Source organism: Streptomyces sp. WAC05374 (assembly GCF_004353505.1).
Lineage (GTDB): Bacteria > Actinomycetota > Actinomycetes > Streptomycetales > Streptomycetaceae > Streptomyces.
This window is the reverse complement of record NZ_SMNQ01000010.1, coordinates 173,226-194,552: the sequence shown is the minus strand read 5'-3', so window position 1 is coordinate 194,552 and position 21,327 is coordinate 173,226. Positions and strand designations below refer to the sequence as shown.

Sequence of the window (21,327 nt, the reverse complement as noted above, 5' to 3'; positions counted from 1 at the left end):
CCGGGGCCGGGGGCACGCCGAGGGTCGCGGCAGGGGTCACCGCGGGGTTCACGACTGGAGCAACGATCGGCGTCATGGCCGGTGTCCCGGCCGGCGCCCGGGGAACGGGCCGTCCTGGCCCCGGAGCCCGGCCCGGTCCGGACCGGCCCCGGCCCGGACCGGGCCGGGCCCGACCGGGCGGGCCGCCCGAGGTGCTGCCTCGCCGCGCACCCCGCGCCGGGGCGGGCCGTGGGTGAACCCGGTGCCCTACAGAGCCGGAGGGCGGACCCGGTGTCAGGCGGGGCCGGTGGCCGTGCCGGTGGGGAGGAGGCGGGCCACCTCGGCCACGGCGGGACGGTCCTGATCCAGCCAGTCGACGGTGTCCAGTTCGTGGCGGAACAGCCAGCGCAGATCGTCGTGATCCTCCAAGGGGCGCGGCTCACCGGACACCAGCCGGGCGGTCCACACCTGGAGTACGTAACCGGGCGCCAGCGGCCACTCGCCGGGGATGCGCTCGCCCGGCTCCACCTCCACGCCCAGCTCCTCGCGCAGCTCGCGCACGAGCGCCTGCCGCGCGGTCTCACCCGGCTCCAGCTTGCCGCCGGGCAGCTCCCAGCGCCCGGCCAGTTCCACAGGCGCGCTACGGCGTGCGGCCAGCAGCCGCCCCGCGTCGAGGACGGCCCCGGCCACCACCACACGATCTGTCATGCGCCGGAGCGTAACGCGCGCCGGACCGGCGTCCTCGCCCGAGGTCAGCTCGCGGGCTGACCCACGTGCTCCACCCAGTAGAGCTGCTCGTTGCCGCGCGTATCGAGACTGTCGGCGATCTTCTGCGCCTCGTCCCTGGTCGCGTACCTGCCCACCCGGTAGTGGTTGCCGTTGTCGTCCTGCCGGATCACCAGCCAGGGAAGGACCGCGCCGCTCTCACTCATCACGCCTCACCCTCCGCCGGCCTGCACGCTTCTAACCATCCCCACGAAACCGCACTCCGCATATGCCTGAGCTTACGCCTGACCTTCACTGAGCGGATACGTGTTTTCACAAAGAGGTACGCATCCGGCCAGGAAACCGGTGCGGCAAGGGGGCGCACCCGGCCGGGTGCGCCCCCTTGCGCGGGACCGCATCGATCTGATTGCCCGTCAATACGCCCGCTCGGCAGCCCGGGTCACCGGACCGGCAGGTGATAGGCGATCCGGTACCGGTCGGCCGGCACCACCACATCGGCCGTCTCGACCGCCCGCCCCGAGGCGTAGTAGGTGCGCTCCACCACCATCACCACATGCCCCGGGACGCCCCCGAGCGTGAGCAGCTCCTCCGCCAGGCCCGGCCGCGCACCGACCTCCTCCACCACGTTGTCCACGACGACGTCGATCGCGGCCATCCGCTCCACCACCCCGCAGCCGCCCAGCGGCCCCTCCTCGGGCAGCATCACGGGCGTCCGCCCGGTGACGGCGAGCGGCTCCCAGGAGGTGGAGAGCATCATCGGCTCCCCCGCGTCCCGGAACACGTATCGCGTGCGCATGACCCGCTCGCCCGGCGCGATGCCGAGCCGCTCGGCGACCGTGGCGCTCGCCGGCTCCTGCTCGCTGCTGGACTCCCAGGTGCCGCGCGCCCCGTCGGCGGCCTGCTCCTGGCGGAAGGGGTTGGCGCCGCTCGTCAGCCCGTAGCCGGACCGGGCGATCCGGCGGGGCACCGGCCGCTCGCGGACGTACGTCCCCGAGCCGGAGCGGCCCTCGACGAGGCCCTCGGCCATCAGGACCTTGCGGGCCTCCAGGGCCACGGTGTCCGAGACCCCGTACTCCTCCCGGATGCGCGCCTGCGAGGGGAGCCGGGTGTGGGGCGGGAGCGAGCCGTTCACGATCTTTTCCCGGAGATCGCTCGCAACGCGCAGATAAGCGGGCTGCTCACCGAAGGTCACGGGCCACTCCCATCAGGTTGACAGACAGCAACAGCCTGGCAACCGTGGGTTGCACTCCGCAAGCATGGGCCAGAGTTTCACTCGAAGTGATGACCGCCGTTTGAGTACCAGGTCAAGGTGGGCATGGCCCCCGGGTCGGCGCCGGAGGCCCTCCGCTCAGGACGTGCCGCCGTCCTCCGTCGGCGGCGGCGTGACGTCCAGCTTCAGGGCGCCGCGCGCCTCCAGGCCCATGTCGGTGGGCAGACCGTCGTACGCGGGCTCGTAGTGCTCCCAGAAGGTGTCCGGGTCCGTGGCGGCGGCCATCTTCGCCCAGTGCTCGCCGGCCGCCTCCAGGTCCTCCACCAGATCGGCCACCGGCTTGTCCGCGGCGGCCGGCCACGGGTGCGCCTTCAGCTTCGCGGCCGCCCCGGTGACGGTCGCCGAGACCGTCTGCGCCCACGCCACGTTGCCCGGCTGGTCCTCCTCGACATCGGCCTCGGGCTCCTCCAGGAGGGCCGCGTCGATCGGGTTGAGCGACTGCAGGAAGGCGAGCTGGTGCTGGTCCAGGGTCGTCCCGTCCGTGCGCACCGACCCCGTGAGCTTGCCCTTCTCGGCGGCGAAGGCGCAGGTCACCGAGCGGTCCCCGATCGCCCAGCTCTCCTTGCTCGGCTGGTAGTAGTACAGCCACGCGGTGTCGGGAACGGCCCAGGTGTCCAGCGCGTACGCCGTGTTCAGCGCCTCGCAGCGCCTCTCGGCGATCGGTTCGATCGGCTTGTCGCCGGGCCACTTGCGGAACTCGGTGATCTTGAAGCTGCCGGTTATCTCACCGTCGTGCGGCTTGGCGCAGTCGACGATCGTGACGTTGGCGGCCTCCGCCTCGATGGCGCCACCGGGGCTGTTGAAGCACTGCCCCTTGCGCAGGTCGAAGGTCGAGCGGGTACGGGAGACCTCGTCCGCGGCGTCCCGCATACCGTCGTAGAAGTCGCGGAACGCCCCGGTGGTCAGACCGGCCACCACCAGCAGCGTGCTGACCAGGGAGAGGATCATGCCGGTGACCGCCATACCCGTGCCGCGCTCGCCCCGCTTCCTGATCCGGCCGAGCGCGACGGCGCCCAGGACCAGGCCGAGCGGCGGGAGCAGGCACACGATGCCGGTGACGAGTGCGGCGATGGCCAGCCCGTTGACGTTGGCCGGGGGCTGCGGCGCTCCGGGCGCGCCGTAGAACGGCGGAGGCACCGCGGGGTGTGACTGCTGGGGCGGGGGCCAGCCCTGGGGCGATCCCTGAGGCGATCCCTGGGGCGATCCCTGGGAGGACGGTTCCACGGTTCTCGGTGCTCCTGTCGGGGCGGGACGAATCGAATGCGCGCGCGGCTGGCGCATCGTACGCGGTCGGCGGCAGGAGGCGGAATGCGGGCGTCGAATAGGGCATAACGGTCAATCAGCGGAAAACGGAGAGGCGGTCGTCCGGGTGACGACCGCCTCCCCTCATCCGCTCAGGCGCCTCAGAACTGGAGGGCCCAGGAGTCGATCTTGCCGGTGTCGTAGTTCGCGTTGTCGCTCACCCGCAGCTTCCACGTGCCGTTCGCGACCTCGGAGGAGGCGTTGACGGTGTACGTGGTGTTGATGTTGTCGGCGCTGCCGCCCGTGCCGTAGCCCTTGAGCGTGTACGCCGTTCCGTCCGGCGCGATGAGCTGCACCTGGAGGTCACCGATGTAGGTGTGAACGATGTTCACGGGCACCTGGAGAGTTGACGGGGCGTTACCCGTGACACCGCTGACGGTGATGGGCGATTCGGTGGTGGAGTTGTCGCTGATCGCGTAGTCGGCGGTGTTCTCGAAGCGCTTGCCGGGCGGCGGCGTGGTGCCGCCGTCACCCACGTACAGCAGGCGGTTCGGGGAGCCGGTGCCCGGGTTGCCCACCACGCCGGTGGTGGCGGCGGAGGTGAGGGCGGTGGCGACCTGCGACGGGGTGGCCGTGCGGTTGTTCGCCAGGTAGAGGGCCGCGGCACCCGCGACGTGCGGAGTCGCCATCGACGTACCGGAGATGGTGCTGGTGGCGGTGTCGCTGTTGTTCCACGCGGAGGTGATGGAGGAGCCGGGCGCGAAGATGTCCACCACGCTGCCGTAGTTGGAGAAGCTGGAGCGCGCGTCCGAGCTGGTGGTCGAGCCGACCGTGATGGCCTCGGTGACACGCGCCGGCGAGGTGCTGGAGGCGTCACGGCCGTCGTTGCCCGCCGCGATGGCGTACGTGACGCCGGAGGCTATGGAGTTGCGCACGGCGGTGTCGAGCGCCGAGTCCACGCCGCCACCCAGGCTCATGTTGGCGACGGCCGGCTTGACGGCGTTCCTGGTCACCCAGTCGATGCCGGCGACGACCTGCGCGGTGGTGCCGGAGCCCGAGTTGTTGAGCACGCGGACGCCGACGACCCTGGCCTTCTTGGCCACACCGTAGGCGGACCCGGCGACCGTGCCGGCGACGTGCGTGCCGTGACCGTGGCCGTCCTGCGCGGTGTTGTCGTTGTCGATGGCGTCGTAGCCGTAGGAGGCCCGTCCGCCGAAGTCGCTGTGCGTGATGCGTACGCCGGTGTCGATGATGTACGCGGTGACGCCCTCACCCGCCGGCTCGGGGTAGGTGTAGCTCTGGTTGAGGGGCAGGGCGCGCTGGTCGATCCGGTCCAGGCCCCAGGACGGCGGCGACGGCTGGGTGCCGTTGATGGTGAAGACACGGTTCTGCACGACCGAGTCGACGGCCGGGTCGGCGGCCAGCTTCTTGGCCTGGGCCTCGGAGAGCGCGACGGCGTAGCCGTTGAGGGCGGAGGTGTACGTCTTCTCGATCTTGGCGCCGTAGCGGGCGGCGACCGCCTTGCCCGCCTTGGACTCGGCGTCGGCGGCCGACTCGTCGAGGGTGACGATGTAGCTGCCCGCGATGGCGCCGGGGGCTCCGGCGTTCTCGATCACACCTTCCGGGGCGGCCGCGGCCGCGGTGGCCGGGAGGGCGGAAAGGGTGCCGAGCGCGAGGGCGGCGACGACGGTGGCGCCGGCTGCGGCCAGTCTTCGCCGCGGGGTACGCATCACTGACATGTGAGGGGTCCTCCTCATAGGTGGTGCGTTGCTGTGGGGGTTTTGACAGAGGCATGACAAACAGCGCCGCCGTGTACGCGGCGTTGCCGAAATACCGCTACCGAGCGAAAGGTTGACCGATCCATAGGAATCCCACAAGGGTCCTGACGCTCCGGTAACACGCCTGCCATACAAGTGACATGCTGGCCGCCATGACGATCACGACGGCCTACGTGTGCCCCCGGTGCGGTATCCGATCATCCGTTTCGTCACTGACCTGGTGCTGTCCCGAATGCCGGGGCCCCTGGGACCTGGATTACACGGCCGCCCCCGTCCCCCTGGGCGCGCTCGCCGGCCGGACCGGCTCCTTGTGGCGGTACGAGGAGGCCCTTCCGCTCTCCGGCCCGTCCTGCAGCCTCGGCGAGGGCCGCACCCCGCTCGTCCCGCTCACGGACACGGTCTCGGCCAAGCTCGACTTCCTGATGCCCACCCTGTCGTTCAAGGACCGCGGTGCCGTCATGCTCGCCGAACTCGCCCGCCGCCTCGCGCCGCGCCGCGTGATCGCCGACAGCAGCGGCAACGCGGGCACGGCCGTCGCCGCGTACTGCGCCCGCGCGGGCCTGGACTGCACGGTGTACGTCCCCGAGGGCACCTCGCCGAAGAAGCTGGAGCAGATCCGCGCGCACGGGGCCCGGCTCGCGGTCGTCCCCGGGGACCGGGAGGCGACCGCGCGGGCCGCCCGGGAGGCCGCCGACGAGCCGGGCACCTTCTACGCCTCGCACGTGTTCAACCCGTACTTCCTGCACGGTACGAAGACGTACGTGTACGAGCTGTGGGAGGACCTCGGCGGGCGGCTGCCCGACACGCTCGTCGTCCCGGCCGGCAACGGCACCCTCCTCCTGGGCGCCGACCTCGCCACCGCCGAGCTGTACGCGCACGGCCTCATCCCCGCACGCCCGGCCCTGGTGGCCGTACAGGCCGAGGCCGTGGCACCGCTCGCGGAGGCGTTCCGGGCGGGCGCCGACGACGTACCGGGCCCGGCCCCGGTGGCGCCCACCCTCGCGGAGGGCATCGCCATCCCGTACCCCCCGCGCGCCCGGCAGATCCTCCGGGCGGTACGCGACTCGGGGGGCACCTTCCTCACGGTGACGGAGGACCAGATCCGTGACGCGCAGCGCGACTTGGCCGCCCGCGGACTGTTCGTCGAGCCCACGGGCGTGGCCTGCTGGGCGGCCCTCACCGCCGCGCCACGGCAGGGCAGCGCGGTGGTGCCGCTGTGCGGGGCGGGCGCCAAGACGGGTCTGGCCCCGGCCTGAGCGGCCACCGCGACGCCGGACGCCCATGGGTGCAGCATGGAAGGGGGGCTGCAACCGAACAGGCGGAGGTACGGGAGCCATGGGCACCTACATGGACGTCCACCGAGGAATGAAGGGCATCACGTCCGAGCAGCTCAGCGAGGCGCACCGGGCGGACCTCGCCATAGAGAAGGAAGAAGGGGTCCACTTCGAGCGGGCCTGGGCCGACCCACAGTCGGGCACGGTGTACTGCCTGTCCACCGGCCCCTCGGCCGAAGCCGTCCAGCGCATCCACGAGCGCACCGGCCACGCCGCCGACGAGATCCACGAGGTGCCGCTCTCGGTCTGACGCCGCCCCGCCGAAGCCACCACCAGCACGCCACCCGGCACCCCGGCCCGGCCCGACCCCGGCCCGGCCCGTCACCCGCCGCCCCGCGGCACGACCAGGGGCCGGACCCCCACGGAGCCCGGCCCCTTCCCGCGTGCCGCCGGCCGGACGCCGGTCGGAAGCCGGAGCTCCGCCCATGGCCCTGGTCTGCGGCGGAGCCACCCTCGGACCGCTGACCAGTAATCCAGCCGTTTTGCAGTGTCCGCCACCGACGAGTGCGTACGAGCATCCGGCGGACTCGCGCCGACTGCCGGCCCCCTCAAGGGGAGGGGCCACAGGCCCTACGCCGGTTGCTCGTCGACCAGCCGAACCGATGGCTCACTCAGGCGGGCATCGTGAGCCTCGAATCGGCCGGAGCGCCGCCGCATAACCCTCGACCGCCCTCGCCGTCATCGCGATTCCACGTCGGCCCCGCAGCCGCTCCTCAGCACGTGGCACCCACAGCACAGCGAACTCGTCGGCCGGCCGCGCCCCAAAGCCGCCGGCGTCGGTAACCACGCCTCACAGGGACGACACACCACGACGATGTGACGTGAGTCACTCCCCAGGGGCTTCCGTGCGGCCACCTCCCCCGCACAGCGACTCATCCGCGAACCCCTCCAGCAGCCAGAAGGCGAGCCCCTTATCGCGCAGTCTGGCTGCGCACTGACCATGCACGCAGCGATGAGCGCCCGTGAGGGCCACGCATCACATGGCTTGCACTGCTAGCTTGGTGACGAATCATCGGAAGGCAACGCCGGACGGTTGGCGCGGCTCCGGCGACATCGGATCGCGCAGCCTCACTGCGCAGTACCACTCACTTGGTACCCGGCAGCCGCGTGCATGACTTCCGAGCGAAGTGAAACGCCCAAGCGAGGAGTTCCCAGTGGAGACCACGGACGTGAGTGGACCCGCCGCAGAGGTCGTCGACCGACTGTGGCGGGCGTACGCACCCTTTCAGCGGGGCCGGAGCACGGACCGCGACCTCACCGCGATGCTCACCGTCCTGATGCTCGCGAGGTTCCTCGACTCTGCGGACGACCCGGGTCAGGAACTGGTCAAACGGTGGTCGAGAGCCGTTGCCGAGGCACAGACCGGGTATCCACCGCTGAGGGACCTGAATGACGCGCTCTTCCTCGCCTCCCGGCACGACCGCTTTCCCGTGCTCGGCCCCTGGAATCCGGAGAGCGTATTTGCCCACAAGGGCGAGGCGGAGGACCTGCCATGGGTGGCGGCCTTCCTCGCCGCCCTTCACCAGCCCCCTACAGCCGCCGAGGCCGGACTTGAAGAGGTCGCCGACCTGCTCCTGGAGAGGTACGTCGCGGAGAGCGCCGCTCCGTCGGGCGAGTACCACACCCCGCGCACGCTCACGCGACTGCTCGCGGAATCCCTGTCTCCCCAGCCCGGCGATCGTGTACTCGACCCCGCCTGCGGCACCGGGGGCTTCCTCGCCGCCGCAGCGCGGCACATCGCACAGCAGGGTCACGTTGACGGCGCCTCGTTCGAGGGCTACGCCATGGATCACCGCAATCCCCACGTGGCCATGCTGAACCTGGCCCTGCACGGGATCGACCGGCCCCTGGTACGTGCCTCCGATCCCGGGTCACTCTTCCGGAGTCCGGGCAACGGCATGGCCGAATTCGTGCTGTGCAATCCACCCTTCAACCAGCGCGTCCAGGGTGTGGAACACCTCGACTGGCCCTTCGGACCGCCGCCCGAGTCGAACGCGAACTTCGCCTGGATCCAACTCGCGTGGACGCGACTCAGCGAGAAAGGCAAGGCGGCCGTGATCATGCCGTCGGGCGCCGCCTCCGCACGCGGTCGCTCAGCGGAGATCCGCAAGGCGCTACTGGCCGAAGGCGCGCTTCTCGCCGTTGTCGCACTACCGGCCGATCTCTTCTCCCACACGACGGTCCCCGTGCACCTCTGGCTACTCGCCCGTGACAAATCCCGCCACGTCCCCGTCGATGAAACCCAGTCCGTCCTCTTCATCGACGCGAGCCGACTCGGCACCCAGGCTCCGCGCCGAGCGTGTGAGCTCGGCCCGGCGGACAGGGACCGCATCAGCGGCCGGTTCCACGCCTGGCTGCGGTCTCCCCGTGCGACCCCGGACGAACCCGGATTCTCCTGCTCGGTCTCGCACGACGAGATCCTGGAGAACGACGGCTGCCTCCTCGACCCCCGGCTGTACGTGGCGCCCGCCCAGGAGCAGCCGGCTGCGGCGCTGGACACACGCCGCCTGCTCGACGGGCTGGCGGAGCTGGCCGCATCGACAGCGGGCGCGACGGCCCGCCTCAGCAAGAGCTTCGACCGGAGCGAGCGGGTGGCGCGCGGCGAGAGGGAGGCCCCGCGTGTGCCGCTCCGACGCCTGGTGGAGGGCACCGCAGAAGGGCTACGCGAGGCCCGGGGCCTGCTGCTGGCGGGACCGTCGGGAAGTCTGATTCGCGCCGACCACTACGTCGACGCCGGCGGCGTCCCTGTCGTGATGCCGAAAGACCTGACGGGAAGCGGCTTCAGCACGTCGAGCATCCGGTGCATCAGCGAGCGACAGGCCCTGGGGCTGGAGCGCTTCCACCTCCGCCCCGGCGATGTCGTCCTGGCGCGCCGGGGAGAACTGGGCCGAGCCGCCGTCGTCCGTGAGGAACAACATGGCTGGGTGTGCGGCACAGGGTGCTTCCTGCTGCGTCCCCCCGCCGAGCTCGACGCCGACTACTTCGCCGCCTACCTGCGGGGTTCGGAGGCACGTACGTGGCTGGAAGCCCACTCCACGGGAAGCATGAAGATGAAGACCATCTCCCTCGATGTCCTCGGCGACCTGCCCGTGGTGTTGCCCGATCTTGCCACCCAGCAGGTCATTGCCGACACGATGAAGCGGCTGGACGAGAACGAGCGCCTGCTGCGCGAACAGCTCGCCCTGACGCAACGCATCCGTCATGACGCGCTGGACGGAGGCATCATCCCCGCGCCGTAGGCACGCGCGGCCGCGGCGAGGCGTGATTCGCAGGCTCCGGGGCAGCACCCGGCTCGCCGCCGCAGCAGCCGCTACCGTGAAGCCATGACCGCACTACCCGACTGGATGCGCCCGCCCCGCGCGGAAGGCTGGTTCGCGGAGGACCTGGATCACCTCCCCGAGGCGCCGCGCCACACGGAGCTGATCGACGGAGCCCTCGTATTCATGATGTCGCCCCAGCGGTCCTGGCACGGCCGTCTCCTCACTGCCCTGACCACCACGCTCATGGCGCAGGCACCGGCCGGCGTCGAGGTCGAGCGGGAGATGACGATCCGCCTCGATGCCCGCAACCGCCCCGAGCCGGACCTCTTGCTGACGGACCTGCCCTACGATCCCGACCGCACCTGGTACGCCCCCGATGACGTGAAGCTCGTCGTGGAAGTCGTCTCCCCCGAGTCCGCCCACCGCGACCGCACGGTCAAGCTCCGTAAATACGCGGAGGCCGGCATCCCGCACTACTGGTGCATCGAGGACGAGAATGGCGCACCCGTCGTCCACGTGTATGAGCTCGACGAACCCACGGGTGCCTACGCGCCCGCCGGCATCTTCCGGGGCGTCCTCCAGCGACCGGTGCCCTTCGACATCAGTGTCGACCTCGACAAGCTCACGCCTCCCCGGAGCGCCTGAAAGGACAGCTCCTGAACATGGAAGGGGCCGGACTCGCCGGAGTCCGGCCTCTCCTTGGCCGCACGTGCGATCGCGGGCCTCAGAAGGTCGTGTCGAGACGCATGACGTCCTGCAGCCGGGCGACGGGAAGGGCGTCGAACTCCCGCTTCACCCGCCTCTCCCCGCATCTTCCCACCGCCCGCACCGGGCCTCGCTCCCAGCGGACCGAACGAATTTCGGGTCCGTCATGCACACCCCCGTCGCCGAGGCTCTCGAACAGAGGGTCGCCATGGACAAGGTGCGGGAGATCGTCGCCGACTTCGAGACCGACGAGGACCCACGTGATGCGGGCCGGGTGAACGCGTTCGTAGTCGGCCTCGAGCGTGGTCATGGCGCTGGTGGCGACGCGGACGCCTTCCTCCGACGCCGCCCTGCCCGACAGCGAAGGGCTCTCGAAGCTCTACCGCAAGGACCGCACCGTCGTGGGCCTGGTCCAGGCAGGTGACGACGGTGACCGGTTGGGGCGCGCCGTGCGATGGCGGCGAGAGCGGCAACGATGGCGTACTTGTGACGACCCCGAGGATCTGACACTCCTGTGCGGCCCTCCCGTGGAGGTCGTCAAGGTCTGAGACCGTGTCGCCGCCACGCCGTCCTGCCACACGATGTCACCGCATCGCGGGATCGAGGACTCACCGCGGACACACAGCCGTGCCCGACCCGCCAACAGGCGAATCGGGCACAGGTGTTGCCATGGCGTTAGACGTTGAAGCGGAACTCCACCACGTCGCCGTCCTGCATGACGTAGTCCTTGCCCTCCATGCGGGCCTTGCCCGCCGAGCGGGCCTCGGCGACCGAGCCGGTTTCGACGAGGTCGGCGAAGGAGATGACCTCGGCCTTGATGAAGCCCTTCTGGAAGTCGGTGTGGATCACACCGGCCGCCTCGGGGGCCGTCGCGCCCTTCTTGATCGTCCAGGCGCGGGACTCCTTGGGGCCGGCCGTCAGGTAGGTCTGGAGGCCCAGGGTGTCGAAGCCGACGCGGGCCAGGGTCGCGAGGCCCGGCTCCTCGGCGCCGACGGACTGGAGGAGCTCCATGGCGTCCTCCTCGTCCAGCTCGGCGAGGTCGGCCTCCAGCTTGGCGTTCAGGAAGATCGCCTCGGCCGGGGCGACCAGGGCGCGCTGCTCGTCCTTGAAGGCGTCGTCCGTCAGCTCGTCCTCGTCGACGTTGAAGACGTAGAGGAACGGCTTGGTGGTGAGCAGGTGCAGGTCGTGCAGCAGCTCGGCCTTCTCGGAGCCCTGGACGATGCCCTGCGAGAAGAGCGTGTCGCCCTTCTCCAGGATCTCCTTGGCCGCCTCGACCGCCGCCACCTTGGGGGCGACGTCCTTCTTGATCCGGGACTCCTTCTGGAGGCGCGGCAGGACCTTCTCGATGGTCTGGAGGTCGGCGAGGATCAGCTCGGTGTTGATCGTCTCGATGTCGTCCTTGGGCGAGACCTTGCCGTCGACGTGGACGACGTTCTCGTCCTTGAAGGCGCGGATGACCTGGCAGATCGCGTCGGACTCACGGATGTTCGCCAGGAACTTGTTGCCCAGGCCCTCGCCCTCGCTCGCGCCGCGCACGATGCCCGCGATGTCGACGAAGTCGACCGTGGCCGGCAGGACGCGCTGCGAGCTGAAGATCTCCGCCAGCTTGGTGAGGCGGGCGTCGGGGACGCCGACGACGCCGACGTTCGGCTCGATGGTGGCGAACGGGTAGTTGGCCGCCAGCACGTCGTTCTTGGTCAGGGCGTTGAACAGGGTCGACTTGCCGACATTCGGCAGGCCGACGATTCCGATCGTGAGCGACACGTTGGCGACTTCCCTAGAAGTGAGGATGGTGGGCCGACCCCCCAGTTTACGGGCGTGGCGGAGCGGGCAGCGACGGCGGCCGGGTGACGGCCACGGGGCGAACTCTCGGCCAAGGTCGCCCAAAGGGCGTGTCCGATGCCGGATTCCCGGCCCCCGGCGACCTACGTTGTCCAGGTGGAGCAGCACAGGAACAGCCCCCCTCAGCGCAGGCGGCGGGCCCAGTCCCCGCCGGGCCCCGGCCCGGCCGGTCCAGTGGGCCCGGCCGCGTCGGCGCCGCCGTCCGCCCCGCCCGCCCCGGGCGCCGTGCCCCAGGGTGCGCTCGTCGACGGCGCGGCCGTCCGCCCCGTCGGGACCCGTCCGGCGCGCCCACCGGTCAGGACGGGTGGCAAGCCGGCGCCGAGCGGTGGCGGCCGGCCCGCCGGCGGGGCCGGTGGCGGCTCCGGCGGCCCGGGCGGCCCCGGTGGTGGCGGGCCCGGGGGCAAGCCCGGCAGCGGCCCCAGGCGGCCGGGGGGCGGGCCGGGGCGGCGGGCGGTGCCGCCCGTGGTGCTCGCGCTGCGCCGGCTGCCCGGCCCCCGGCTGACCGGTCTCGGCGCCGGGCTGTTCGCCTGCGCGACCATGTTCCTGCTCGGCTGCCTGGACTGGCTGCTGTTCGACGGCTCCCCGCTGGTGTACGGGCTGCTGTTCCTGCCCGTCAGCGCCCTGACCGCGCTGTGGGTGCGGGCCGCCGACCTGGTCACCGCGCCGATCAGCGTGCCCATCGCGTTCGCCGTCGGGGTCGTACCGATCGCCGGGGGCACCGGCGGCTTCGGCGGCCGGACGATGGCCGTGGTGACCGCGCTGGCCGTGCACGCCGGCTGGCTGTACGGCGGCACGCTGGTGGCCGGCCTCCTCACCTCCGTACGCAAGGTGCGGCACATGGGGCGGCGGCAGCGGACCGCCGCCGCCCGCGTCACTCAGCGCTGACGCGCCACCCGGCGCCGGCAGGGCGCCAGGGGCGGGCGGTCAGCGGGGGACGGCCGCCATCGCCGCGCCCACGATGCCCGCGTTGTTCTGGAGCTCCGCCGGGACGATCTCGGCACGGATGCCCTTGATCAGCGGCAGGAACTTCTCCGCCTTGCGGCTCACGCCGCCGCCCACGATGAACAGCTCGGGCGAGAACAGCATCTCGACGTGGTCCAGGTACTTCTTCACCCGGTGGGCCCAGTCCTCCCAGCTCAGGTCCTTGTCGTCCTTGACCTTCGTCGACGCCCGCTTCTCCGCCTCGTGGCCGTCCAGCTCCAGATGGCCGAGCTCGGTGTTGGGCACCAGCCTGCCGTCGGTGAAGACCGCGCTCCCGATGCCCGTGCCGAAGGTCAGCAGGATCACCGTGCCCTTGCGGCCCCGTCCCGCGCCGAAGGTCATCTCCGCCACCCCGGCCGCGTCGGCGTCGTTGAGGACCGTGACCGGCAGGCCGCCCAGGCGGTCGCCGAGCAGCGCGGCGGCGTCGACGCCGACCCAGCCCTTGTCCACGTTCGCCGCCGTACGGATGGTGGAGCCCGTGACGACACCGGGGAAGGTGACGCCGATGGGGCCCGACCAGCCGAAGTGCTCGACGACCTCGGCGACGCAGCCCGCGACACCCTCGGGTGTGGCGGGCTGCGGTGTCAGTACTTTGTGGCGGGGCTCGGCCAGATCCCCGCGCTCCAGGTCCACGGGAGCGCCCTTGATCCCCGACCCGCCGATGTCCACTCCGAAGACGTTCATGGACTCAACGTTACGGGGAGCCGCTGACGGTCACTGCTTCTCGTCGGCGATCACTGCTTCTTGTGGAGGGCGGCTGCCTCGGCGCGCAGGTCCCGGCGCAGTTCCTTGGGCAGCGAGAAGGTGATCGACTCCTCGGCGGCCTTCACGATCTCCACGTCCTCGAAGCCGTGCCCCGCCAGCCACTCCAGTACGCCCTCGACCAGCACCTCGGGCACGGAGGCACCGGAGGTGACGCCGACCGTGGAGACGCCTTCCAGCCACGCCTCGTCGATCTCGTCGGCGAAGTCCACCAGGTGGGCGTCCTTCGCGCCCGCGCCCAGGGCGACCTCGACGAGCCGGACGGAGTTGGAGGAGTTCTTCGAGCCGACGACGATGACCAGGTCCGCCTCGGCGCCCATCTGCTTGACGGCGGTCTGGCGGTTCTGCGTGGCGTAGCAGATGTCGTCGCTCGGCGGCGAGATCAGCTTGGGGAACTTCTCCTTCAGCTTGTCGACCGTCTCCATGGTCTCGTCGACCGACAGGGTGGTCTGGGAGAGCCACACGACCTTGCTCTCGTCGCGCACGGTGACGTTCTCGACGTCCTCGGGGCCGTCGACCAGCGTGATGTGGTCCGGGGCCTCACCGGAGGTGCCGATGACCTCCTCGTGGCCCTCGTGGCCGATCAGGAGGATGTCGAAGTCCTCGTTCGCGAACCGGACCGCCTCCTTGTGGACCTTGGTGACCAGGGGGCAGGTCGCGTCGATCGTCGCGAGCTTGCGCTCGGCGGCCTCCTGGTGGACGGTCGGTGCCACGCCGTGCGCGGAGAACATGACGATGGACCCCTCGGGGACCTCCGCCGTCTCGTCGACGAAGATGGCGCCCTTCTTCTCCAGGGTCTGGACGACGTACTTGTTGTGCACGATCTCGTGCCGGACGTAGATCGGCGAGCCGTACTGCTCCAGAGCCTTCTCCACGGCGATCACGGCACGGTCCACGCCCGCGCAGTAGCCACGCGGAGCGGCGAGGAGGACGCGCTTGTCGGACGACGGGCTGGCAGGCGTAGCAGTCATGTCCCCCATCGTAAGGGCGTGTATGAGCGGCCGAAGATCCGCCAGGTGGCTGAGACTGGGCGCATGTCCAAGGTCACCAGTACGCGGGGGACGGGCGGGCACACCTGGCTGCGGCGGGAGCTCGGCTTCCGGGACCTCGTGGTCTACGGGTTGCTGTTCATCGCCCCCATGGCGCCGGTCGGCATCTTCGGCACTCTGGACGCCCGGTCGCACGGTGCCGTGGCGCTGGTGTACCTGGTGGCGACGGTGGCGATGGCGTTCACCGCATTCAGCTACGCGCAGATGGTCCGGGTGGCCCCCCGGGCGGGGTCGGTGTTCGCGTACGCGCGCAAGGGGCTGGGTGAGGGGCCGGGTTTCCTCGCCGGGTGGATGGCGATGCTCGACTACCTGCTGATCCCGGCCGTCGCGTACCTCTTCGCGGGCATCGCCATGGAGGCGCTGGTGCCCGCCGTGAACCGGTGGGTGTGGACGGCGCTCGCGGTGGTGGTCACCACGCTGCTCAACCTGTGGGGCGTGCGGGCGGCCGCGCGGGTCGGGTTCGCGGTGCTGGCGGTGGAGATCGCCGTACTGCTGGTGTTCGTGGTGTCGGCGGTCGTGGTGCTGGTACGGGACGGGGCGCAGCGCGGGTGGCTGTCGCCGTTCACCGGGGACGTGGGCTTCTCCCTGGGCGCGGTGCTGGGGGCCGTGTCCGTGGCGGTGCTGTCGTACCTGGGCTTCGACGCGATCGCGTCGTTCGCGGAGGAGGTGGTCGGGGAGCCGGCGAAGGTGGCGCGGGCGGTGCTGTTCTGCCTGGCTCTCACGGGGCTGCTGTTCATGGCGCAGACGTATCTGGTGGCGCTGCTGGAGCCGGTCTCGTCGGCGCGGCTGGCGGCGGAGCCGGCACGGCAGGGCTCGGCGTTCTACGACGCCGTCAACGCCTCGGTCGGGGCGTGGCTGCACGACCTGGTGGCGGCGAGCAAGGCGATCGGGGCGGCGTTCGCGGCGCTGGCGGGGCAGGCCGCGGCGGGCCGGCTGCTGTTCGCGATGGCCCGCGACCGGCGGCTGCCGCGCGTGCTGGCGCGTACGGACGCGGGGGTGCCGCGCGTGGCGCTGCTGCTGGCCGCCGCGGTCACCATGGTGGCGGCCGTGTGGGCGGCGCGGCGCGGCGACGGGATGGACCACCTGGTGTCGGTGGTGAACATCGGGGCGCTGACGGCGTTCGTCCTGCTGCACGCGAGCGTGGTGGGGTGGTTCGTGGTGCGGAGGGCGGGGACGGGGGCGCCGCCGCACTGGCTGCGGCACCTGGTGTTGCCGGTGGTGGGCGCGGTGGTGCTGCTCGCGGTCGTCGCGGAGGCGGCCACCTCCGCCCTGCTGGTGGGTGCGCTGTGGCTGGCGGTGGGCCTGGTGGTGCTGGCGGTGCAGTGGGGGCGGCGGGACGGGGCGGACGGGGTGCCTTAAGGGCGCCGCGCCGACCCCCTGGGGAGGAGGCCGGCGGCCCGGCGCGGCGGGGTCAGCGTTCGGCGGGGTACGGGAGCAGTCCGGCGTCGATCCGCTCCCACGCGGCCCTCAGCTCGCCGAGCAGGGCCGGTTCGGCCGCCGCCCTGTCCGCCTGCTCCCGCTGGTCGGACGGGAGGTGGAACAGCCGGTCGCGGCCGTCCTTGCCGCGGTAGTACTTCCAGTCGCCCCGCCGCAGCGCCCGCTCCCCGCGCACCCGCCAGAACAGCGGCCGGTCCGGAACCGTCTCGCCGCGCAGCAGGTGGCCGGCGAGGCTGGTGCCGTCGAGGGGGTACGCGGGGTGGGGGCGGGCCCCGGCCAGCTCCAGGAGGGTGGCCGTCCAGTCCGGCGAGAACACCGGCTCGTCGCTCACCTGCCGTCCTTCGAGGCGGGCGGGCCAGCGCACGATGGTCGGCACCCGGATGCCGCCCTCCTGGAGGGAGCCCTTGTTTCCCGAAAGGGGCCAGTTGTAGATGAAGTCCGCGCGATTTAATGTGACGGGGCCCCGACCAGGGCGTATAGCTCTGGGCGGGGCCGGATCATGCGGCTTGGGCCGTCTCTGGGCCGTGATCTTGAGGATTCGACGCCAGATAGAGGCTGTCGACGGCCTTCCGGGTCCGCCCCTCACTGCTCGGCATCAGGTGCGTGTACGTCCTGAGCGTGAACCCGGGATCGCTGTGACCGAGGTACTGACTCAGGGCCCGGATGTTCTCGCCGGCGTCCAGCAGGACGGACGCGTAGAAGTGCCTGAGCGCGTGCATGCCGTGCTCGCGTGCCGACGCGTACCGCTCGTCCGCTTCCGGGTTGGGGATGATGCCTGCGGCGGCCAAGGCAGGCTTCCAACGGTGATCGTTGAAGTGGCTCACGCGTACATGCCTCCCCTCGACTCCGCTGAAGATGAGCCGCTTAGTCACGAGGGGTCCGTCAGGCGTGCGCCACGGAAGCGTCACGTCGATCGGCTCGAACTCCTTCACATGGTCCCGAAGGGCGGCGGCCACCGCCTTCGGCAGCGGTACGTTTCGGACCTTTCCACCCTTGGGTAGGGCGAAGACGTACTTGCCTCGAATGCGCTTGAGTTGATGGCCCACAGCCAGCCACCCACCCACGTAGTCGAGTTCGTCGACAGCCAGACCGAAGATCTCACCCTGTCGAAGCCCGCATCCTGCCCCAGCGTCCACGGCGGCCTGGTAGCGCCGGGGGAGGGCAGCGCGTACGCCGAAGACCTGCTCTGCCGTCCACGGGACGACGCGCGGCTTGCCCGGTTTCGGGAGCTGCACCGTGCGGGCGCGGCACGGGTTCTTGCTGAGCAGCCCGTCGTCGACCGCCGCGCTCAGCGCTGCGGAGACGGTGCCGACGATGATGCGGCGGTGCGACTCGGCCGGCACGGTCGCTTCCAGGTCGGCGATCCAGGCGCGGATGTGCTCGGGCTTGAAGGAGCCGAGCGGGCGCGAGCCGATATGGGGATAGGCGTGCAGCCGCAGACGACGCTCCGCAGCCTCTCGACTGTTGATCTCTCCGGTGTGCGTCTTGACCCAGCGTTCCGCGTACTGCCGGAACGTGGTCCGCGCGGCGCGCGGGTCGATGTACTGGCCGCGCGACATGTCGGCTTCGATCTGCGTGAGCCACTGTTTGGCGAGCCGCAATTCCCTGTCGCGGAACGACTTGCTCTTCTCGGTGCCGTCCGGGCCGACGTACCGGGCACGGTACCGGAGGCCCGATCCGTGGCGATCGGTCTTGACCTTGACGGGCTTGCCGTCGGGGCCGGTGACGGTCTTGAACCATCGGTCTTGGATGTGGCCTGCCATGGAGGGGTGGTCCCTTCGTGGGCGCGAAAGGGCGGGCTGCTGGGCAGCCCGCCCTCGTGGCGTATCGGTAGTTGGGGGTGTCAGGCGGCCTGGTCGGCGGCCATGCGCTCGGCGGCCCAGCGATGGACGGCGGCGGGGTCGTAGCGGATGTGCTTGCCGACGCGGAAGCCTGGGGGGCCGGTGCGCTTCTTGCGCCACTGGTAGACGGTCTCTTTGGGCACGTCGAAGAGTTCGGCGATGTCGTCGGGGGTGAGGTAGCGGTCCGGGAGTCCTGCCCGGAGCGTGGTCCGGGGGTCGGTGTCGGGTGGCACTGGCGTCTCCTCCGGAAGCGGTATTAGGTGGCTCGCGCGTGCACCTGTCCGAGGTGGGGATTTCTGCGTCACTGCGTCATCTGCGTCACGTCATGCGTCTGAGCTGCGGTTTCTTGTGACGCGGCGGGAGGTGGGGTGCGTCATCGGTGACGCACGGCCTGTGTCACCGATGACGCAGATGACGCGGGATGACGCAGCCGTCGCCGTCTGCGTCACTCTTATTGCGGCTGGTCAGGGGCCGTTTCCTGCCCCAGGGTGACGCAGATGACGCAGCGTCTCTTCCCTTAGGACAAAGGGGGGTGTCTGTTGTGGTGCGGTGCGGCTCAGGGAGGGAATGCGGAGCCGCTTCGCGGCGCGACCATCGGGCGGCGGCGAGCCGCCGAACTGCAAGAAGAGCACGACCGCGTGGCGCCCGGTGCTCTTCTTGCTTGTCCCGCGCCGCACGGTTATGGCGCGGCAGGTCAGTGCAGTGCTTCCTGCTGGTGTGCGACGGGTGTGGGTGGGCGGGTCATGGCGATGTAGCGGGAGGTGCCGGTGCGGCCCCAGTCGATGAGGACGCCCCGGGCGGCGAGGGTGGGTTGGAGGCGCTTGAGGCGGTCGGAGAGGACTTTGCCGGTGGTGGGCCAGCCTTTGGGCAGGGGACGGCACTCCTCGCCGCTGTAGAGGCCGGTGAGGGCGTGCAGCCACTCCGAGGACGTCATCCGCGTCTCTGCGCCCGGCGTCATGCCGGCGGCGTGCTTAAGCACGGTCTGTGCGAGGAGGTCGCCTTCGATGACGTCGTCGTTGAGGTCGTCCAGGCTGGCCCGGTAGGCGCCCAGCGAGCCAAAGCCGGTCGCGGCGTCGAGCTGCGCGCACAGGTGCGCAAAGTCGGCCATCCGCAGATCGGTCGGGATGTCTGCCTCGGCGGCCCGCACCTTCACCGTCAGGTCCAGGAGCGAGCCGAGGATGACGGGCAGCACCTGTTCGTACTCCACCCACAGCTCCGCCTCGGTACGTCGCACACGCGGACGCTCCAGACGCAGCGGAAGGAGACGTTCGGCAAGGTCGGGCCGGATGACGCCGACGTCGATGCCGGTCAGCAGCATCGGGCGGCGGTAGCGGGCGCGGAAGACGTCCCCATCGGTGAACAGGGCTCGCTTGACGTTTTCGGCGCCGGTGACGATGCAGCACATGGCGTCCGAGAGGTCCGGGGTCATGTGGGAGAGGTTGTCTAGGGCGGTGACCCAACCGGCGGCGACGGCTGCCGTCAGGTTCTCCTCGTCCTTCGGGGCGCGGCGCAGGTCGCCGCTCATGCCCTCGATGATCCGCACGAGCATCCGCCCGGCGGTGGACTTGCCCGCCCCCTGGGGGCCGGTGAGGAACGGGGCGGGGACGGGAACGGAGGGGCCGAGGCAGCCGATGAGCCAGGCGATGGCCAGGCACTCGGTCTCCGCGTTGGCGAAGTTGCACAGCCTCAGCAGCAGATCGATGCCCTTGCCATCAGTGTCCTTGGCCGGCAGGGGCAGTTCCCCGGTGAGCTGGGTGCGCCGCCAGCACACCTCGCGCGGGTCCGGGACGGCGATGTCCCACCCGGTGGGGTGGATACGGACTGATCGCCCGTCGTTGCGGCCCAGGTCCAGCCACGTGGCGCCGTCGAACCCGGGGGCCACGCGGATGTGAACCGGCTGTACGTCCTCGGTGAGCGCGAGCGCTTCAATCAGGTCCAGCGCTTCCTTGAGCGCTGTGCCGTTGAACACCCCCACCCCGTCGCGGAAGAGACCGACCATGAGTTCCTGCCGGTGGCTGCCCGTGGTGCCCTGGGAGCGGATCGGCCGGGCCACGGGGTGGCCGTTCCTCTGCGCGTAGACGGTGCCGTCGGCGGTGCGGAAGTACCGGAAGTGCGCCTGTGCATAGTCGGTGATGACCTCGCGAGCGGGGTTCTTTTCGTCGTCGGACATGGCTCACATCCCCAGGGCGGTGCGGGCGTTGGCCCACGCGTCGGTGCAGTGCCGGGCGGTCTCGCCCTTGGCCTGCGCGGCGGTGAAGAGCCGCCCGACGTGGGCATCGGTCAGGCAGCCGCACCGGCCATGCCTGGACAGCACCGCGAGAAACGTCCGATACACGGTCACGTGCACCGCGCTGGACGCCTGGGTGATCCGCTGCTCGGCCATGGCGATGCCACGCTCCAGATAGGCGGGCGAGCGGTGGCGGCATTCCCCGGCGTCCGCCCGTGCGGGCATGGCGAGGGCACGCGGCGCTGGTCGGACCGTGGACGGCTTCTTCACGGCCAGCGCGCGAACGGCGTCCGGCAGGTAGGCCATGGTGCCGGCGCCGAACCCGAGCCACCGGGCGTAGGCCATTGTGGATTTGATGTCCACGCCCGGCCGTACCGCGTTCGCGGACTGCATGGCACCGAGGTAGAGCCAGTGCTCGCCGCGCGTGGTCGGCACGGTCTGTGTGGTGGGCAGGGTCTCGCGGGCCCAGGCGATCGCGTCGGCGTTGTCCAGGTCTACAACCGTCAGACCGGCCCCGCCCGGGTGGTAGGCGACCGCCTCGGCTCGCAGCCAGGCGCGGCGCCAGGGCCCGGAGGTGAGGACGTGCGGGTCGGTGGTGGCGGCGGCCCAGCCGTGGCAAGGCCCGGGGCACTTGCACGGTCCGGAGTTCTTCATGTTCGGCCGGCCGCCGCAGGCGTTGTCCTGGCAGCGGCGGCAGTTGCCGAAGGGGGCCTTTCCGGCTCGCAGAGGCAGGACCGGCACACCGGCCGCAGCCAGTTCGAGCGCCACCGCACGGTGGTCTCGCCGGATGAGGGCACGTTGAGTCATGCTGGAGGTCTCCAGTTCTCTGATCGGATGCTGGATATGAGGGCGGCCCGAGGCTTTGGCGAGACGCGGGCCGCCCTCTGCCATGCC

Annotated in this window: 19 protein-coding genes and 2 pseudogenes; 7 read left to right on the top strand and 14 right to left on the bottom strand. The window is 71.0% G+C overall.

Annotation, left to right across the window (positions count from 1 at the left end; translation table 11 throughout):
• Positions 1 to 273 precede the first annotated feature (273 nt).
• The 5 genes from E2B92_RS20550 to E2B92_RS20530 all read right to left on the bottom strand — a co-directional run bounded on the left by E2B92_RS20550 (position 274) and on the right by E2B92_RS20530 (position 4,956).
• Positions 274 to 687, bottom strand: a complete 414-nt coding sequence (locus E2B92_RS20550) for a (deoxy)nucleoside triphosphate pyrophosphohydrolase (RefSeq protein ID WP_126887758.1) — start codon at positions 685 to 687, stop codon at positions 274 to 276.
• Between the two features lie 44 nt (positions 688 to 731).
• Positions 732 to 911: an SPOR domain-containing protein gene (locus E2B92_RS20545; RefSeq protein WP_126887759.1), complete on the bottom strand. Its 180-nt coding sequence runs from the start codon at positions 909 to 911 to the stop codon at positions 732 to 734.
• A 233-nt stretch (positions 912 to 1,144) separates the two neighbouring features.
• Positions 1,145 to 1,897 (bottom strand): GntR family transcriptional regulator, encoded by a 753-nt coding sequence (locus E2B92_RS20540; RefSeq protein ID WP_126887760.1) that lies wholly within the window; start codon positions 1,895 to 1,897, stop codon positions 1,145 to 1,147.
• A 156-nt stretch (positions 1,898 to 2,053) separates the two neighbouring features.
• Positions 2,054 to 3,112: a DUF4190 domain-containing protein gene (locus tag E2B92_RS20535; protein WP_160159768.1), complete on the bottom strand. Its 1,059-nt coding sequence runs from the start codon at positions 3,110 to 3,112 to the stop codon at positions 2,054 to 2,056.
• Positions 3,113 to 3,378: 266 nt separating this feature from the next.
• Positions 3,379 to 4,956 (bottom strand): S8 family peptidase, encoded by a 1,578-nt coding sequence (locus E2B92_RS20530; RefSeq protein WP_126887762.1) that lies wholly within the window; start codon positions 4,954 to 4,956, stop codon positions 3,379 to 3,381.
• A gap of 191 nt (positions 4,957 to 5,147) precedes the next feature.
• Here E2B92_RS20530 and E2B92_RS20525 point away from each other — a divergent pair, with 191 nt between their 5' ends.
• The 4 genes from E2B92_RS20525 (at position 5,148) to E2B92_RS20510 (ending at position 10,234) form a co-directional block, all read left to right on the top strand.
• Positions 5,148 to 6,251, top strand: coding sequence for a threonine synthase (locus E2B92_RS20525; RefSeq protein WP_399432213.1), 1,104 nt, complete (start codon positions 5,148 to 5,150; stop codon positions 6,249 to 6,251).
• 79 nt (positions 6,252 to 6,330) lie between these two features.
• On the top strand, positions 6,331 to 6,579 hold the full coding sequence (locus tag E2B92_RS20520; RefSeq protein ID WP_126887764.1) for an SCO4226 family nickel-binding protein: 249 nt from the start codon (positions 6,331 to 6,333) through the stop codon (positions 6,577 to 6,579).
• Between the two features lie 904 nt (positions 6,580 to 7,483).
• Positions 7,484 to 9,568: a type I restriction-modification system subunit M/S gene (locus E2B92_RS20515; RefSeq protein ID WP_235023898.1), complete on the top strand. Its 2,085-nt coding sequence runs from the start codon at positions 7,484 to 7,486 to the stop codon at positions 9,566 to 9,568.
• An 84-nt stretch (positions 9,569 to 9,652) separates the two neighbouring features.
• Entirely contained in the window at positions 9,653 to 10,234 is a 582-nt protein-coding gene (locus tag E2B92_RS20510) for a Uma2 family endonuclease (RefSeq protein WP_126887765.1), read from the top strand.
• Positions 10,235 to 10,523: 289 nt separating this feature from the next.
• Here E2B92_RS20510 and E2B92_RS33990 read toward each other — a convergent pair.
• Positions 10,524 to 10,646 (bottom strand): annotated as a pseudogene (locus E2B92_RS33990) (DNA-binding protein); the annotation flags it as partial.
• On the opposite strand from E2B92_RS33990, the gene E2B92_RS20500 reads away from it, so the two are divergent.
• Positions 10,603 to 10,842 carry a hypothetical protein gene (locus E2B92_RS20500; protein WP_126887766.1) on the top strand — a complete coding sequence of 80 codons (240 nt, stop codon included), beginning with the start codon at positions 10,603 to 10,605 and terminating at the stop codon, positions 10,840 to 10,842. The pseudogene E2B92_RS33990 and the gene E2B92_RS20500 sit on opposite strands and share 44 nt — an antisense overlap.
• A gap of 127 nt (positions 10,843 to 10,969) precedes the next feature.
• On the opposite strand, the gene ychF is transcribed toward E2B92_RS20500, so the two are convergent.
• Complete coding sequence (gene ychF / locus E2B92_RS20495; RefSeq protein ID WP_126887767.1) at positions 10,970 to 12,058, bottom strand: redox-regulated ATPase YchF; 1,089 nt, start codon at positions 12,056 to 12,058, stop codon at positions 10,970 to 10,972.
• A 174-nt stretch (positions 12,059 to 12,232) separates the two neighbouring features.
• Here ychF and E2B92_RS34155 point away from each other — a divergent pair, with 174 nt between their 5' ends.
• Entirely contained in the window at positions 12,233 to 13,021 is a 789-nt protein-coding gene (locus E2B92_RS34155) for a DUF6542 domain-containing protein (RefSeq protein ID WP_443070291.1), read from the top strand.
• A 39-nt stretch (positions 13,022 to 13,060) separates the two neighbouring features.
• Here the strand turns inward: E2B92_RS34155 and ppgK are convergent, their stop codons facing one another.
• Entirely contained in the window at positions 13,061 to 13,801 is a 741-nt protein-coding gene (gene ppgK / locus E2B92_RS20485; RefSeq protein ID WP_133087629.1) for a polyphosphate--glucose phosphotransferase, read from the bottom strand.
• Between the two features lie 50 nt (positions 13,802 to 13,851).
• Positions 13,852 to 14,850 (bottom strand): 4-hydroxy-3-methylbut-2-enyl diphosphate reductase, encoded by a 999-nt coding sequence (locus tag E2B92_RS20480; RefSeq protein ID WP_126883674.1) that lies wholly within the window; start codon positions 14,848 to 14,850, stop codon positions 13,852 to 13,854.
• Positions 14,851 to 14,913: 63 nt separating this feature from the next.
• Here E2B92_RS20480 and E2B92_RS20475 point away from each other — a divergent pair, with 63 nt between their 5' ends.
• Positions 14,914 to 16,287: an APC family permease gene (locus E2B92_RS20475; RefSeq protein WP_133087634.1), complete on the top strand. Its 1,374-nt coding sequence runs from the start codon at positions 14,914 to 14,916 to the stop codon at positions 16,285 to 16,287.
• Positions 16,288 to 16,339: 52 nt separating this feature from the next.
• On the opposite strand, the pseudogene E2B92_RS20470 reads toward E2B92_RS20475, so the two are convergent.
• From E2B92_RS20470 to E2B92_RS20450, 5 genes and pseudogenes are all read right to left on the bottom strand, one after another.
• A pseudogene (locus tag E2B92_RS20470) lies at positions 16,340 to 16,801 on the bottom strand (twin-arginine translocation pathway signal protein); the annotation flags it as partial.
• A gap of 61 nt (positions 16,802 to 16,862) precedes the next feature.
• Positions 16,863 to 18,128 carry a tyrosine-type recombinase/integrase gene (locus tag E2B92_RS20465; RefSeq protein WP_126883675.1) on the bottom strand — a complete coding sequence of 422 codons (1,266 nt, stop codon included), beginning with the start codon at positions 18,126 to 18,128 and terminating at the stop codon, positions 16,863 to 16,865.
• A gap of 80 nt (positions 18,129 to 18,208) precedes the next feature.
• Positions 18,209 to 18,439: a helix-turn-helix domain-containing protein gene (locus E2B92_RS20460; protein WP_126883676.1), complete on the bottom strand. Its 231-nt coding sequence runs from the start codon at positions 18,437 to 18,439 to the stop codon at positions 18,209 to 18,211.
• A 461-nt stretch (positions 18,440 to 18,900) separates the two neighbouring features.
• Positions 18,901 to 20,376, bottom strand: a complete 1,476-nt coding sequence (locus tag E2B92_RS20455) for an ATP-binding protein (protein ID WP_126883677.1) — start codon at positions 20,374 to 20,376, stop codon at positions 18,901 to 18,903.
• A 3-nt stretch (positions 20,377 to 20,379) separates the two neighbouring features.
• On the bottom strand, positions 20,380 to 21,240 hold the full coding sequence (locus tag E2B92_RS20450) for a bifunctional DNA primase/polymerase (protein ID WP_126883678.1): 861 nt from the start codon (positions 21,238 to 21,240) through the stop codon (positions 20,380 to 20,382).
• Positions 21,241 to 21,327 lie beyond the last annotated feature (87 nt).